The sequence below is a fragment of the Rhodococcus sp. DMU1 genome, assembly GCF_012272955.1.
Classification (GTDB): domain Bacteria; phylum Actinomycetota; class Actinomycetes; order Mycobacteriales; family Mycobacteriaceae; genus Rhodococcus; species Rhodococcus aetherivorans.
Window position 1 is genome coordinate 5,923,949 of record NZ_CP050952.1, and the last position, 13,521, is coordinate 5,937,469.

Annotated in this window: 14 protein-coding genes; 4 read left to right on the forward strand and 10 right to left on the reverse strand. The window is 70.3% G+C overall.

The window, feature by feature from the left end:
* Positions 1–17: 17 nt before the first annotated feature.
* From HFP48_RS27170 to HFP48_RS27180, 3 genes are read right to left on the reverse strand one after another with little or no spacing between them, the layout of a single operon-like run.
* Positions 18–770: an SDR family oxidoreductase gene (locus HFP48_RS27170; RefSeq protein ID WP_006932290.1), complete on the reverse strand. Its 753-nt coding sequence runs from the start codon at positions 768–770 to the stop codon at positions 18–20.
* Positions 767–1,837, reverse strand: a complete 1,071-nt coding sequence (locus HFP48_RS27175; protein ID WP_168580412.1) for a phosphotransferase family protein — start codon at positions 1,835–1,837, stop codon at positions 767–769. The genes HFP48_RS27170 and HFP48_RS27175 overlap by 4 nt, the downstream gene beginning before the upstream one ends.
* Complete coding sequence (locus HFP48_RS27180) at positions 1,834–3,084, reverse strand: acyl-CoA dehydrogenase family protein (protein ID WP_168580413.1); 1,251 nt, start codon at positions 3,082–3,084, stop codon at positions 1,834–1,836. The genes HFP48_RS27175 and HFP48_RS27180 overlap by 4 nt, the downstream gene beginning before the upstream one ends.
* Positions 3,085–3,166: 82 nt before the next feature.
* Here HFP48_RS27180 and HFP48_RS27185 point away from each other — a divergent pair, with 82 nt between their 5' ends.
* A complete protein-coding gene (locus HFP48_RS27185; protein ID WP_006932287.1) occupies positions 3,167–3,730 on the forward strand; it encodes a TetR/AcrR family transcriptional regulator in 564 nt (187 codons plus the stop codon).
* Here HFP48_RS27185 and HFP48_RS27190 read toward each other — a convergent pair.
* Positions 3,708–4,427 carry a class I SAM-dependent methyltransferase gene (locus HFP48_RS27190; protein WP_050036162.1) on the reverse strand — a complete coding sequence of 240 codons (720 nt, stop codon included), beginning with the start codon at positions 4,425–4,427 and terminating at the stop codon, positions 3,708–3,710. The genes HFP48_RS27185 and HFP48_RS27190 overlap by 23 nt on opposite strands.
* 116 nt (positions 4,428–4,543) lie before the next feature.
* Here HFP48_RS27190 and HFP48_RS27195 point away from each other — a divergent pair, with 116 nt between their 5' ends.
* Positions 4,544–5,248, forward strand: coding sequence for a TetR/AcrR family transcriptional regulator (locus HFP48_RS27195; RefSeq protein WP_065923287.1), 705 nt, complete (start codon positions 4,544–4,546; stop codon positions 5,246–5,248).
* Here HFP48_RS27195 and HFP48_RS27200 read toward each other — a convergent pair.
* The 6 genes from HFP48_RS27200 to ugpC form a co-directional block, all read right to left on the reverse strand.
* A complete protein-coding gene (locus HFP48_RS27200; RefSeq protein WP_168580414.1) occupies positions 5,151–7,292 on the reverse strand; it encodes a transglycosylase domain-containing protein in 2,142 nt (713 codons plus the stop codon). The two genes, HFP48_RS27195 and HFP48_RS27200, sit on opposite strands and share 98 nt — an antisense overlap.
* A 170-nt stretch (positions 7,293–7,462) precedes the next feature.
* Positions 7,463–7,660, reverse strand: coding sequence for a hypothetical protein (locus HFP48_RS27205; RefSeq protein WP_006932283.1), 198 nt, complete (start codon positions 7,658–7,660; stop codon positions 7,463–7,465).
* Positions 7,657–8,508: a carbohydrate ABC transporter permease gene (locus HFP48_RS27210; RefSeq protein ID WP_006932281.1), complete on the reverse strand. Its 852-nt coding sequence runs from the start codon at positions 8,506–8,508 to the stop codon at positions 7,657–7,659. Before HFP48_RS27210 ends, HFP48_RS27205 begins: the two co-directional genes overlap by 4 nt.
* Positions 8,505–9,587 (reverse strand): sugar ABC transporter permease, encoded by a 1,083-nt coding sequence (locus HFP48_RS27215; RefSeq protein WP_029546719.1) that lies wholly within the window; start codon positions 9,585–9,587, stop codon positions 8,505–8,507. The genes HFP48_RS27210 and HFP48_RS27215 overlap by 4 nt, the downstream gene beginning before the upstream one ends.
* Positions 9,588–9,601: 14 nt before the next feature.
* On the reverse strand, positions 9,602–10,879 hold the full coding sequence (locus tag HFP48_RS27220; RefSeq protein ID WP_006932272.1) for an ABC transporter substrate-binding protein: 1,278 nt from the start codon (positions 10,877–10,879) through the stop codon (positions 9,602–9,604).
* A 146-nt stretch (positions 10,880–11,025) separates the two neighbouring features.
* Positions 11,026–12,099: a sn-glycerol-3-phosphate ABC transporter ATP-binding protein UgpC gene (gene ugpC, locus HFP48_RS27225; RefSeq protein ID WP_029546720.1), complete on the reverse strand. Its 1,074-nt coding sequence runs from the start codon at positions 12,097–12,099 to the stop codon at positions 11,026–11,028.
* A gap of 85 nt (positions 12,100–12,184) precedes the next feature.
* Between ugpC and HFP48_RS27230 the strand changes: the two genes are divergently transcribed.
* The gene (locus HFP48_RS27230; RefSeq protein ID WP_168580415.1) at positions 12,185–12,994 is read left to right on the forward strand and encodes a DUF2786 domain-containing protein; all 810 of its coding nucleotides are present in this window, start codon (positions 12,185–12,187) and stop codon (positions 12,992–12,994) included.
* On the forward strand, positions 12,991–13,506 hold the full coding sequence (locus HFP48_RS27235; protein ID WP_006932256.1) for a TIGR04338 family metallohydrolase: 516 nt from the start codon (positions 12,991–12,993) through the stop codon (positions 13,504–13,506). Before HFP48_RS27230 ends, HFP48_RS27235 begins: the two co-directional genes overlap by 4 nt.
* The last annotated feature ends 15 nt before the right edge of the window (positions 13,507–13,521 follow it).

The following is a 13,521-nucleotide window of genomic DNA, read 5'->3' on the forward strand; positions in this document are numbered from 1 at the left end:
CGCGTCGGGGCGGGAACTCACACCATCCGGCTGACGACGGACAGCGGCAGCACCTTCATCGCATAGGCGAGCGGCGTCCACGGCCAGCTCGGGACGTACGCCTTGTGCGGTTCCTTCTCGATCGCGGCCGCCAGCGCGCGGCACCCGGTCTCGGTGTCGACGATGAACGGCACGTTCTCGACCTTCTCGTTGATCTCCGAGCGGATGAACCCCGGGAAGATCGTGCTCACCCGGATGCCCGTGCGGGCCAGGTCCGCACGCATGCCCTCGCCGAGCGCCGCGACGGCGGCCTTCGACGCCGCGTACGTCGTGAGATTGCGCGGCATCCCGCGCACCGCACTCACCGACGAGATCAGCACCACGTGACCGGCGTTGCGGGGGCGCATGAGCTCGAGGGCGGCCTCGCTCTGCGCCAGCGCGCCCAGGAAATTGGTGTTCGCCGTCTGTGCATTGGCGCGGAAGTAGCCCGTGCCCAGCGGCTGTCCCTTGCCCAGGCCCGCGTTGACGATCACCCGGTCGAGGCCGCCGAGTTCGTCGTCGAACTCCCGGAACACCGTGAACACGTCCTCGTGCCGGTCCACGTCGAGCCGCCGCACCGCGACGGTGATGCCCGGGTGCTTCGCGAGCAGTTCGTCGCGCAACTCCTCGAGTCGCTCGATCCGTCGCGCCGCGAGGGCGAGGTTGCGTCCCCGCGCGGCGAATTCGCGGGCCATGCCGGCGCCGAGGCCGGAGCTCGCGCCGGTGATCAGGATGTTCCTCCGCGTGCTCATGCGCGTCCCCCCTCGATCTCGTCGATCAGCGTGTTGCACCGCGAGTCCAGGTAGCCGACGATCACCCAGAAGTCCTTGAACGCCGGGTTGGTGGTCTGCCCGTGGTGGTAGCGGTAGTAGATCTGCTGGGCGATCACCGCGAGCCGGAAGAGCCCGAAGACCTCGTAGAAGCCCCAGTTGTCCACGGCGAGGCCGGTCTTCTGCGAGTAGTAGTCGACGATCTCGCGGCGGGTGGGCATGCCCGGCAGGTCCGACGGCTGCCGCTTGGTGGCGACCAGCATCGGATCGTCGTCCGCCTGCACCCAGTAGGCGAGGGACGAGCCGAGGTCCATGAGCGGATCGCCGACGGTGGCCAGCTCCCAGTCCAGCACCGCGACGGGCTGCAGCGGGTCGTGCTCGTCGAGCACCACGTTGTCGAGCCGGAAGTCCCCGTGGATGACCGCCGATGCCACGTCGGCGGGCTGGGTCTCGTCCAGCCACTTGGTGACCCGCGCGAAGTCCGGGACATTCTCGGTGCGCGCCTTCTCGTAGCGCGCGGTCCATCCCGCGACCTGGCGCGCGACATACCCCGAGCCGCGACTGAATTCGCTCAGACCCGTGGACGCGGGGTCGACGCCGTGCAGTTCGACGAGCAGGTCGACGATCCGCAGGCACAGCGTGCGGGTGCGCTCGGGTGTCAGGCCGAGCTCGGCCGGCGGGTTCGCCCGCAGGATCGTCCCCGGTACCCGCTCCATCACGTAGAAGTCGCTGCCGAGCACGCTGTGGTCGGTGCACAGGCCGACCATGCGCGGCACGTACCGGTAGGCGGGCGCGAGCAGCGACTGGATGCGGTACTCGCGGACCATGTCGTGACCGGAGGACGGCTTGGCTCCCACCGGCGGCCGGCGCAGCACGAGGTCCCGGTCGGGGTAGCGCAACAGATAGGTGAGATTCGAAGCGCCACCGGAGAACTGGTGGACCTCGGGGGTCCCGGCGATGCCGGCGTGCTCGCCGAGCCAGGCCGCGACGGCCGCGACGTCGAAGGCGTCCTCGTCGCGGACGGCGCGGGCGTTGTCGGGAATCGTCACTTGCGCCCCTCCGGGTTGTTGTACTTGCCGAGTTCGAAGCGGGCCACCAGGCCCTGGTGCACCTCGTCGGGGCCGTCGGCCAGGCGCAGCGCCCGCGCGGCCGTCCAGGCACCGGCGAGCGGGAAGTCGTCCGAAAGACCTGCGCCGCCATGGATCTGGATGGCGAAGTCGATCACCTGCTGCACCACGCGCGGGGTGGCGACCTTGATCTCGGAGACGGCGGAACGCGCGCCGGACAGGCCCTGGGTGTCGAGCAGCCAGGCGGTGTTCAGCACGAGCAGCCGCAGCTGATTGATCGCGATGCGGGCGTCGGCGATGCGCTCGCGGTTGCCGCCGAGGTTGACCAGGGGCTTGCCGAACGCGACGCGGTCGAGGCCCCGGCGGCAGGCGAGTTCGAGGGCGTGCTCGGCGAGCCCGATCAGGCGCATGCAGTGGTGGACGCGGCCGGGACCGAGGCGGCCCTGGGCGATCTCGAATCCGCGGCCGGGGCCGGCGAGGATCGCGTCGAGCGGCAGGCGCACGTCGGTGAACGACACCTCGCCGTGGCCGCCGGGCTCGTCGTAGAAGCCCATGGCGGACAGCATCCGCTCGACCTTCACCCCGGGGGTGTCGATCGGCACCAGCACCATCGAGTGCTGCTGGTGCTTGGGTGCGTGCGGGTCGGTGAGGCCCATGAAGATGAGGATCTTGCAGTCGGGGCTGCCGATGCCCGTGCTCCACCACTTGCTTCCGTTGAGCACCACCTCGTCGCCCTCGACGACGGCGGTGGCCGCCATGTTCGTCGCGTCCGAGGACGCGACACCGGGCTCGGTCATGCAGAACGCCGAGCGGATCTCGCCGTCGAGGAGGGGACGCAGCCAGCGTTCCTTCTGTTCGGGGCTGCCGTAGTGGTAGAGCACCTCCATGTTGCCGGTGTCCGGGGCGTCGCAGTTGAAGATCGACGACCGGAACGGGGAGCGGCCCATCTCCTCCGCCAGGGGGGCGTATTCGACGTTCGACAGGCCCGCACCGAGTTCGGAATCGGGGAGGAAGAGGTTCCACAGGCCCTGGGCGCGGGCCTTGCGCTGCAGTTCGCGGAACTCGTCGGGCACCGACCACGTCGCGGCACCCGAGCTGTCGCCGCGCGCCGCGAAGGGGGCGACCCGCTCCCGGCGCAGCCTCTCCTCCACGGGCACCACCTCGGTGGCGACGAAGCTGCGCAGCCGCTCGAGATACTCGCGCGAGCGTTCCGATTGACCGAAATCCATGAGGCCTCCGTGGCTCTAACTGAGCAATGCTTAGTTAGACTAGCCGGGCGCGCAGCACACCATCAAGAGGGAGGGACCATCCGTGAGCACCGAGAAGCGGCGGCGCCTGCCTCCGGAGGAACGCAAACGCCAGCTCGTCGCCATCGGCCTGCAGGAACTGGCCGCCCGGCCCATCCATGCGTTGTCCGTCGACCGGGTCGCCGAGATCGCCGGGATCTCCCGGGGTCTGCTGTTCCGCTACTTCCCCACCAAACAGGACTTCTACGTCGCCGTCGTGGCCGCGGCCGCGCGGCGCCTGCTGCGGGCCGCGGTCCCCGATCCCGACGACACCGATCCGTTGCGCGCCGTCGTGTATGCCTTCGTCTCGTTCATCGACCGGCACGGGCAGAACTATCAGGCGCTGTTCCACGGCGGATTCGGCGCCGACCCACAGATCCGGGAGATCCGCGAGGCCATGCGGGGCACCATGGTCGAACGGACCCTGACCGCGCTCGGCACCGAGGGCGACGCATGGACGATCATGCGGTTGCGGGGCTGGTGGGCGATGGTCGAGTCGCTCTCGATCGACCGGACCGCCGAGCCGTCCGTGTCGGTCGACGACGTCGTCGACCATGCCGTCCGGCTCATCCGCGAGGACCGGGTCTGACCGCCACCAGGCAGCCGGTCGACGGCCGGATCTCGTGGAAGGCCGGCTCGTCGAATCCGGCCCTCCGCAGTGCGCCCGCGTAGTTGCGGACGTCGACGGCGGCGATCGGGTCGACCGCCCGGGCGACGTCCGAGGCGCCGGCCTCGTCGTGACGGTGGCGCATCGCACGGGTCAGGACCCGCACCGCGATCGGGCGGATCCGGTCGGTGGGGTACATGTCGGCGAGCAGCAACCGGCCGCCCGGACGGAGCACCCGGAAGAACTGGGCCAGCGCGTCGTCGCGCCGGCCTTCGGGGATGTGGTGCATCGAGAACGTCGCGGTCACCGCGTCGAACGACTCGTCGGGGTCGTCGAGCTCCTGCGCCGTACCGACGCGGAACTCGCAGTGGGGCAGCCTTCGCGCCCGTGCGGTCGCGTGGTCGATCATCTGCCGCGACGGGTCCACCCCCACCACGTGCCCCGTGGGACCGACCCGCTCGGCCACAACGCGGGCGAATGCCCCCGGTCCGCAACCGATGTCGAGAACGGCCTGCCCGCGCTGGAGGCCGAGCAGGTCCGCCGCCGCGGCGTCGACCCGCGATCGCCGACCGGCGAAGAAGATCGTGTTGAAGGCGGCATAACCACGGACCCGGGTGATCAGCACCCCCGGTCCGTCGTCGTGGACGGTGGACTGTCGCTGGAAGTCGTTGTGTCTCATGGCTCCATGGTTACGACGGTCGCCGCGCGACACCAGGAGCGAAACCCCGGAAAGTGTCCGGTTCCGGACACTCGGGCGCACAATGTGCGGTAACGCCGACGACCGCAGGAGAACCCGTGCCGCCCACCGAGGACCGCCGGGTCCGACGGACCCGCAACGAACTGCACCGAGCGCTGATCGAGTTGCTCACCGAGAAGGGCTACGACCGCGTCTCCGTCCGCGACATCCTCGATCGCGCCGACGTCGGCCGCTCCACGTTCTACCACCACTTCCGCGACAAGGACGACCTGCTGGTGGTCAGCTGCACCGAATATGTGCAGCGGGCCGTCGAGGAACGCGCTCGGGGACGGCGGACGCCGTGGGGACCGGTGCGCACCGTGTTCGACCTGTGCGAGCAGCACCCGCGGTTGTACGAGGCGCTGGCCGGCCGGCGCAGCGACGCCGTGCTCGTGCGCGCCACCACCCACATGGTCCACGAGGTCCTCGCCGGCCACCTGCGCGAACAGTGCGAGGCGGGGGAGGCGGAGTGCGATCCGGCGGTGCGGTTCCTCGCGTGGGGGATCGTCGGCCTGTTCGGTCCTGTCGCCGCGGGCGAGCTGACGGCCGCGCAGGCGTTCGCCACGTTCGAGGCCGCGGCGCGGCCGTGGCGTCTCTCGGACCCCGGGCCGGTCCGACCCGGGGGTCCGGCGGCGGTACCGCTCACCCCCACGGCGGCGCCATCACCTATCCGGGAATCTGGATCGTCACGCCCGGCAGGACCTCGATCTGCTGCGGCACCTGGATCTCCGGCGGCAGCTCCACCGGCGGCGCCGGGATCGTGATCGGCGGCAGCTCCGGCAGCTGCAGCTGGGGCAACTGCACGGGCGCCGGGACGTTGTTCGACGGGGCCGTCACCCCGGTGTCGACGGGCACGCCCGCCTGCCCGCCGATCGGCTCGGGCCACGGGAAGCTCTCGACCTCGGTGCCCTCGAGGGCACCGTCCATCGTGCCCTTCCAGATGTCCGACGGCAGCATCGAACCGTAGATCGACCCGCCCCAGCTGTTCGTGATCGCGGTGCCGTCCGGCGTGCCGACCCACACCGCGGTCGACAGCGACGGGGTGTACCCGACCATCCAGGCGTCCTTGTTCAGGCCGGTGTCACCGAGCTGGGTGGTCCCGGTCTTCGCCGCCGACGGCCGCCCGCCCGCGAGCGCGTGTCCGCGCGAGTACGCGGCGATCGGCTGCATCGCCTGCGTGACGTTGTCCGCGACGGCCGGGTCGAGGCGCTGCTCGCCCGGGGACGCGGGCCGGTCCAGCAGCACCTCGCCCTCCGCGTTGACGACCCGCTGCACGAAGTACGGCTGGTGGTAGGTCCCCGACGCGGCGAGCGTGGCGTACGCCGACGCCATGTCGATCACCCGCGACTGGTACTGGCCCAGCACGATGCCGCCCTCCGGCGCGCCGCCGTTGTGGCTGAGCGTGGGGCCCTCGATGCCGGGAATCTCGAGCGGGATGCCGGCCTCGTGGGCGGCGTCGGCGATCTTCTGCGGCCCGTCCTCCATGGCCAGCATCAGCCGGTAGAAGCTGGTGTTCAGCGACCGCTTCAGCGCCTCGGCGATGGTGCACACGCCGCACGACTCGCCCTCGACGTTGCCGATCTCGAGATTGCCGACGGTCAGCGGAGCGCTGCTGAACCGGGCGTTCAGGCCGATGCCGTCCTTCAGCGCCGCGACGAGGCCGAACACCTTGAACGCCGAGCCGGTCTGCACGGGTGCCTGCGCGAAGTCGAACCCGACACCCTCCTCGCCGCCGTAGTACGCCCGGACCGCGCCGGTGCGCGGATCGATCGACACGACGGCCGTGCGCAGGTTCGCCGGTTCGCCCTCGAGGGTCTCGCGAGCCGAGTCGATCGCCGCCTGCTGCGCCCGCGGATCGATCGTCGTCGTGATCTGCAGGCCCTCGGTGCTGAGCACCTGGCCGCTGATGCCCGCCGCCTCGAGCTCGCGGATCACCTGGGTGCGCAGCAGCCCCTCCGGCCCGCCGGCCTCGTTGGCCTGCGTCGCCTGCGCGGCCGGCACCGTCGGGGGGAACTCCTGGGCGTCGCGTTCGGCGGTGTCGAGCTCGCCCATCTCGACCATGCCGTCGAGGACGTACTTCCAGCGCGCCTCGATCGCCGGCCGGTTGAACTCGGGGTCGAGCGCCGACGGGGTCTGGATCACTCCGGCGAGCACAGCGCCCTCGGCCACCGACAGCTCCCCGACCGGCTTGCCGAAGTACGCCTGCGCGGCGGCGGCGATGCCGTAGGCGCCGCGGCCGAAGTAGATGGTGTTCAGGTACGACTGCAGGATCTCGTCCTTGGACCACTGCCTGGCCATCTTCGTCGAGATCACCAGCTCCCGCATCTTGCGGGTGACGGTCCGGTCGGCGCCGACGAGCACGTTCTTGACGTATTGCTGGGTGATGGTGGACCCGCCGCCGGCGGTTTCCTTGCCGAGCACGTTGTCGCGGGCCGCGCGAGCGAAGCCGCTGACCGAGAAGCCCGGGTTGCTGTAGAAGTTGCGGTCCTCGGCCGAGAGCACGGCGTTGCGCACGTGCTCCGGGATCTCCGCGAGGTCGACCTCGACACGGTTGCCCTCGGGTGGCACGATCCGGCTCAGCTCGGTGGTACCGTCCGCGGCGTAGACCGTCGCGACCTGATTGGTCCTCATGTCCGACGGGCGGGGCACGTCCGTCGACATGTACGCCACCGCGAACGCGAGCGCCGGCACGAGCACCAGAACGGCCACCACGGCGAGCGCGATGTTGCCGACGATGCGCCACCGCCGCGCTTTCGCAGCGGCGGTGGGTTTCCTGTGCTGGGGGTTCGACGGGGTCGTAGAACTCACACGTACCACTTTCTCGGAAAGATCCGGGTCCGACGAATGATCGCACCCTCTCGATCGCATGGTACGGAGTTCCGTCCCGATGTGACGGGTACCGCAGGCCGCGCGGACACCGCCCGGCCCGCGCGCCCCGGCGGACAAACCGCCTCCGAGCTGCGGCGATACGGCACCCCTCAGGAGCCCGCGCGCCGCCAGGCCCGGAACGTCAGCCCCCACGCCGCCACGCACCCGAGCAGCACCAGCGACGGGACCACCCCGGGCGAGGCGGACAGCAGCTCGGCGACCGCACCGACCAGCGCCAGCAGCGTGACCATGGTCAGGAACCCGAGCAGCAGTTCGAGCCGCTGCCGGCGCGACGGCCGGCGGCTCACGACTTGACGCCGCCGGCGGTCAGGCCCGCGATGATGCGACGCTGGAAGATCAGCACCATCACCACCAGCGGCACCATCACCAGGGTGCCGCCCGCCATGATCGACGCATACGGCGTCACATACGGGTCGGTCCCGGTGAACCGGGCCATCGCCACGGTTACCGGGGCGGTCTTCTCGCTCGACAGCTGCGACATGAGCAGGAACTCGTTGACGGTCGCGATGAACGCGAGGATCGCGGTGGTGAACAGCGCCGGCGCCGCGAGCGGCAGCATGATCATCCGGAACGCCTGGCCCCGGCTGGCGCCGTCCATGCGGGCGGCCTCCTCGAGCTCCCAGGGCAGCTCGGAGAAGAACGAGGTCAGCGTGTAGATCGTCAGCGGCAGCACGAACGAGATGTTCGGGATGATCAGGGCCTTGTAGCTGCCGATCCAGCCGATGTCGGTGAACAGCTGGAACAGCGGCGTCACCAGTGCGACGACGGGGAACATCGATGCGCCGAGGATGATGCCGGTGACGAAGTACTTGCCGCGGAAGTCGAACCGGGACAGCGCGTAGGCGGTGAAGACACCGACCAGCAGCGCGATCGCGGTGGTGGCCCCGGCGATGATCACGCTGTTGAGCAGCGCCCGGGAGAAGTTGACCTTCGCGGACGGGTCCAGGGCGTCCGCGAAGTTCTGCAGCGTCGGGTTCGTCGGCCACGGCGTGGTGCTGAACGTGTCCGCCGGGTCGCGCAGCGCGGTGACGATCATCCAGTAGCACGGGGCCAGGCCCCACACGACGATGAGTGCGACGCCGGCGTAGGTGCCGATGCTGCCGCGCAGGGCCTTGCCGGTGCCCGGTCGGCTCATGCCGGGGTCCCCTTCCGCTGTTCTTCCTGCGTGCGCACCGCGTTGGCGCCGAGGAACCGGACCAGGACGAACGCCACCGCGAAGATGATGAGGAACGTGATCGTCGACAGGGCCGACGCGGAGTTCGCGCCCTGGCGCATCTGGTCGACCACCAGCACCGAGATGGTGGAGGTGGCCGGGTTGGAGCCCATCATGATGGCGGGCAGGTCGTACATGCGCAGCGCGTCCATCGTGCGGAACAGGATCGCGACCATGAGCGCCGGCTTCACCAGCGGCAGCGTGATCTGGGTGAACCGCTGCCAGGCGGACGCGCCGTCGACCTTGGCGGCCTCGTACACGTCCGACGGGATCATCTGCAGCCCGGCCAGGATGAGCAGCGCCATGAACGGCGCGGTCTTCCACACGTCGGCGACGATGATCGCGAACCGCGCGGGCCACGGGTCGGCCGTCCACAGGATCTCGGTGCCGAGGATCTGGTTGGCGATGCCGTCGTTGGCGAAGATGAAGAACCACAGCTTCGCGGTGACCGCGGTGGGGATCGCCCACGGCACCAGCACCGACGCGCGCAGCAGGCCGCGACCGCGGAACGACTTCGCCATCACCAGCGCCATCGCGAACCCGATGACCGTCTCCAGCGCCACCGTCACCACGGTGAAGAAGAAGGTGTTGCCCACCGAACCCCAGAACTGCGAGCCGAGGGTGCCCGGCGGGCACGGGATCGAGCCCGTCGCGGTGCCGCAGCTCTGCGTGATCCAGCGGACGTAGTTCTCGACGCCGACGAAGCCGCCGGTGACGAACCGGCCCGTCTCGGGATCGAGCTTCTTCGCGTCGCCGTGGAACGACATCCACACCGCCCGGCCGAGCGGATACAGAATGACGACGGCCAGCACGACCAGTGTCGGCGCGACGAACGCCCACACCGGTATCCGCCGGCGCGCCTTCACTGCCGCGGCCGGCGGCTCGGGGGGCTCGGGAGCCCGGTGCCGGCCGCCTCCACGGCCACGGTCGGGACCGATCACTGCGGTCCCGACCGTGGTGGTGGGCGACTGGTCCGCGGGCTCGACCTGCGGCTTCGCCATGTACTACTCCTGCATCAGTTGCCGGCGGTCTCGATGCCGGCCTTGGTGTCCGCGAGCGCCTGATCCACCGTCTTCTCACCGCGGATCGCCGCATAGGCGTTGTCGCGGATGGCCTTGGAGACCTGCGAGTAGTACGGGGTGACCGGACGCGGCTGCGCGTTGGCCAGGGATTCCTTCAGCGTCGCGAAGTACGGGTACTGCTCGAGGATCTGCGGGTCGTCGTAGACCTCCTCGAGGACCGGCGCGCCACCGGCCTCGGCGTAGTAGGTCTGCGACTTGCGCGTCTGCATGAACTCGAGGAAGTCGCGGGCGGTCGCCGGCGCATCGGAGAACGCGCTGATGCCGACGTTGTAGCCGCCCAGGGTGGAGGCGCCGGGGCCGTCCACGCCCGGCAGCACCGCGATGCCGTAGCGGCCGGCGACCGACGAGGACTCACCGTCGGTGAAGAATCCCGGCCAGGTGCGCATGAACAGGGCGCGGCCCTCGCCGAAGGCGTTCTGCGACTCGCCCTCGGTGTACGTCTGCGCGGCCTCGGGGATGGTCCCGTCCTTGAACGAGTCGACGACGAACTGCAGCCCCTCGGCGGTCTTGTCGTCGATGGCCGGCGTGGTGCCGTCCTCGGCGACGAAGCTGCCACCGTAGGCGTTGACGATCTCGGAGACGTTGACCGTCAGGCCCTCGTAGTTCTTGAACTGGCCGACGTAGCAGTCGATGCCCGCCTCCTGCGCCTTCGGGCACTGCTCCTTCAGCTCCGCCCACGTGGCGGGGGCCTTGTCGACCAGGTCGGTGCGGTAGTACAGGAACGCGCCGTTGGTGTTCTTCGGCGCCGCGTACAGGGTGCCGTTGTAGGTGGCGGAGTCGACCGTGGCGGGCAGCAGGCCGCCGGTCTCGATCGCGTAGTCACCCTCGAGCGGCCGCAGCCAGCCGTTGGCCGCGAACTCGGCGGTGTTGGTGACGTCCACGGCGATGAGGTCGTACTCGTCGCTCTGGGCCTGCATGCGCTGGGTGATGTCGTCGCGCTGCTGGTCCGCTTCCTTGCCCAGCGGCTTGAAGGTGACCTGCTCGTCCGGGTGCTCCGCGTTCCAGTCGGCGATGATGCTCTCGAGCGCCGTGTTCAGCGGATCCTGACCCTCGACGATCGTGATGGGGCCGCGGCCCTCACCGCCGGCGGCGGTGCCCCCTTCGCTGCCCGAGTCCGAGCCGCCGTCGGAGGAACAGGCCGTGAGCACCAGCAGCGACGCGGCGGACGCCGCGACCGCCGCGCGGCGCATCGCCTTCGAGTTCAGAATCATGAATGACTCCCCGTTGAGATCGTGAGAAAAGCCTCGTCGGCGGCACCCGGCCACCGACATCGGCCCTTACTCTGGCATGGAGGGCACCGGACTGCAGGGATTCCGCGCGACCTTGATCGGTTCCGTGTCGTGCCCTGCCGCTCGGCTCAGCCCAGGCGACGTCCGTCGGATGTGGTGAAGACGTGCACCTGGTCCGGGTCGAACCGCAGGTGCACCCGCTCGCCCTTGTGGGGCGGATTGCGCCAGTCCCCGCGCGCGACGACCTGCTGCGGGCGGCCGGCGATCTGGGCGCGGCCGTAGATGTAGGCGTCGGAGCCGAGTTCCTCGACGACGTCGACGTCCATCCCCAGGCCGTCGGGCGCGATCTCGAAATGCTCGGGACGGATGCCGACCACCACCTCCGACTCGGTGACCCGGCCGACGACGTCGCGCGGCACCTGCACGGCGGTGTCGCCGAGCATCACCCCGCGGTCGAAGACCGGCAGCCTGAACAGGTTCATCGCCGGCGAGCCCATGAATCCGGCGACGAACACGTTGGCGGGCTTGTTGTAGAGCACGCGCGGCGACGCGCACTGCTGCAGAATCCCCTTGTCGAGCACGGCGACGCGGTCGCCCATCGTCATGGCCTCCACCTGATCGTGCGTGACGTAGACGGTGGTGGTGCCGAGGCGGCGCTGCAGCTGCGCGATCTGGGTGCGGGTCTGCACGCGCAGCTTCGCGTCGAGGTTGGACAGCGGCTCGTCCATCAGGAACACCTGCGGCTGGCGGACGATGGCGCGGCCCATGGCGACACGCTGCCGCTGCCCACCGGACAGCGCCTTGGGCTTGCGGTCGAGGTACTGCTCGAGGTCGAGCATCTTCGCGACCTCCTCGACCCGCGCGCGGATCTCCGCCTTCGGCGTCTTGGCGAGCTTGAGGGCGAAGCCCATGTTCTCGGCGACGGACATGTGCGGGTAGAGGGCGTAGTTCTGGAACACCATCGCGATGTCCCGGTCCTTGGGCTCCTGCGCCGTGACGTCGCGGCCGCCGATGAGGATGCGTCCGCTGTGCACCTGTTCGAGTCCCGCGAGCATCCGCAGGGAGGTGGACTTGCCGCAGCCGGACGGGCCGACCAGGACGAGGAACTCGCCGTCCTCGATCTCCAGGTTCAACGCGTCGACGGCAGGCGTGGTCGACCCGGGGAACAGACAGGTCGCGTGGTCGAAGGTCACTGGGGCCATGGCAGGAGAATAGGCGACCCCGTCGCCGTGGTGTCCTTTCGGATCACCACGGGTCCGAAAGGGCACCACGGCGTAGCCTGCCTGGGTGAGTTCGGAGAAGATGCTGACCCGCATCGGTGGCCTGCTCCGTCAGGCGGAATCCACCGACAACCCCCACGAGGCCGACGCGTTCCTCGCCGCCGCGCAGCGGCTGGCCACGGCGGCGTCGGTGGATCTGGCGGTGGCGCGTGCCCACACGGCGGGCCGGGAGCGCCGGGCCACCCCCGTGCAGCGCCTGATCACCATCGGCGAGGCCGGCCGGAAGGGGTTGCGGACGTACGCGCAGCTGTTCCTGGCGATCGCCGCCGCCAACGACGTCCAGTGCGACATCACCACGACGTCGACGGTGATCTACGCCTACGGCTTCGCCTCCGACATCGACGTGTGCGAGGCGCTGTACTCCTCGCTGCTGGTGCAGATGGTCCGCGCCTCCGACGCGTACCTGCGCTCGGGCACCTACAAGGAGGAGACGACGGTGCGCACGGTGGTCGAGACCCGCGGGGGACGGCGGGTGCGGGCCCGGGTGCGCCGGCCCGTCGCGGCCGTCACCGCGCGGCTGAACTTCCAGTCGGCGTTCGCGGCGCGGATCGGCCGGCGGCTCGCGGAGGCGAAGCAGGACGCGGAGCAGGAGGCGGCGGCCGCCGCACCGGGCACGGCCCTGGCACTGCGGGACAAGCAGATCGAGCTGCGAGACTTCTACCGCACCACGTCCGAGGCGCGCGGCAGCTGGCGCGGGCCGGGGGTGGGGGTGGGGCACTCGTCCGACGCCCGTCGCGCGGGGGACCGGGCGGGACGGCAGGCGCGCCTGGGAACGACTCCGGAACTGCCGACTCCGGCCCGGCGGTTGCCGCGGTGACCCGGCTGCGCGACACCCAGAGGACCGCCGTCTACGAGGCGGAGTCCTTGGTACGCAAGATGTTCGACCGCGCCGACGAGCGCGGACTCCGGGTGGTGGAGCTGGCCGGGTCGCAGGTGACCCTGCCGGTGGAGCGGCGCTTCGCCTCCATTGATTCCGTCCAGGCGTACGTGGACTCGGTGCTGGCGCTGAACTGGGTGCGGGCGCGCTGGTCGCGGGCGTCGGTGCGGGTGCGCGTTCGGGCACGCGCCGGCCATGCCGCCGCTCACTACGAAAGCGATTGCGCCACAATCGCGCTCCCGGAGCACCGCGCGAACACCGCGTGGGCGTTCCGCGAGCTGGTGGTGCTGCACGAGCTGGCGCACCATCTGGATGCGTCCGATCCGGACGATCCGGCGGAGCCGCCGCACGGACCCGCGTTCGTCGACCGGTTCCTGACCCTGGTCGGCGAGATCATCGGGCCCGAGGCGGCGTTCGCCCTGCGCGCCTGCGGCTTCGCCGCCTGCGAGTGACGCCCGCCGACGGTG

Excerpts from the sequence above, each read along its gene's own strand:
- HFP48_RS27220 (WP_006932272.1), bottom strand. The coding sequence starts at position 10,879 with ATGATTCTGAACTCGAAGGCGATGCGCCGCGCGGCGGTCGCGGCGTCC.
- ugpC (WP_029546720.1), bottom strand. The coding sequence starts at position 12,099 with ATGGCCCCAGTGACCTTCGACCACGCGACCTGTCTGTTCCCCGGGTCG.
- HFP48_RS27170 (WP_006932290.1), bottom strand. The coding sequence starts at position 770 with ATGAGCACGCGGAGGAACATCCTGATCACCGGCGCGAGCTCCGGCCTC.
- HFP48_RS27180 (WP_168580413.1), bottom strand. The coding sequence starts at position 3,084 with ATGGATTTCGGTCAATCGGAACGCTCGCGCGAGTATCTCGAGCGGCTG.
- HFP48_RS27210 (WP_006932281.1), bottom strand. The coding sequence starts at position 8,508 with ATGAGCCGACCGGGCACCGGCAAGGCCCTGCGCGGCAGCATCGGCACC.
- HFP48_RS27190 (WP_050036162.1), bottom strand. The coding sequence starts at position 4,427 with ATGAGACACAACGACTTCCAGCGACAGTCCACCGTCCACGACGACGGA.
- HFP48_RS27215 (WP_029546719.1), bottom strand. The coding sequence starts at position 9,587 with ATGGCGAAGCCGCAGGTCGAGCCCGCGGACCAGTCGCCCACCACCACG.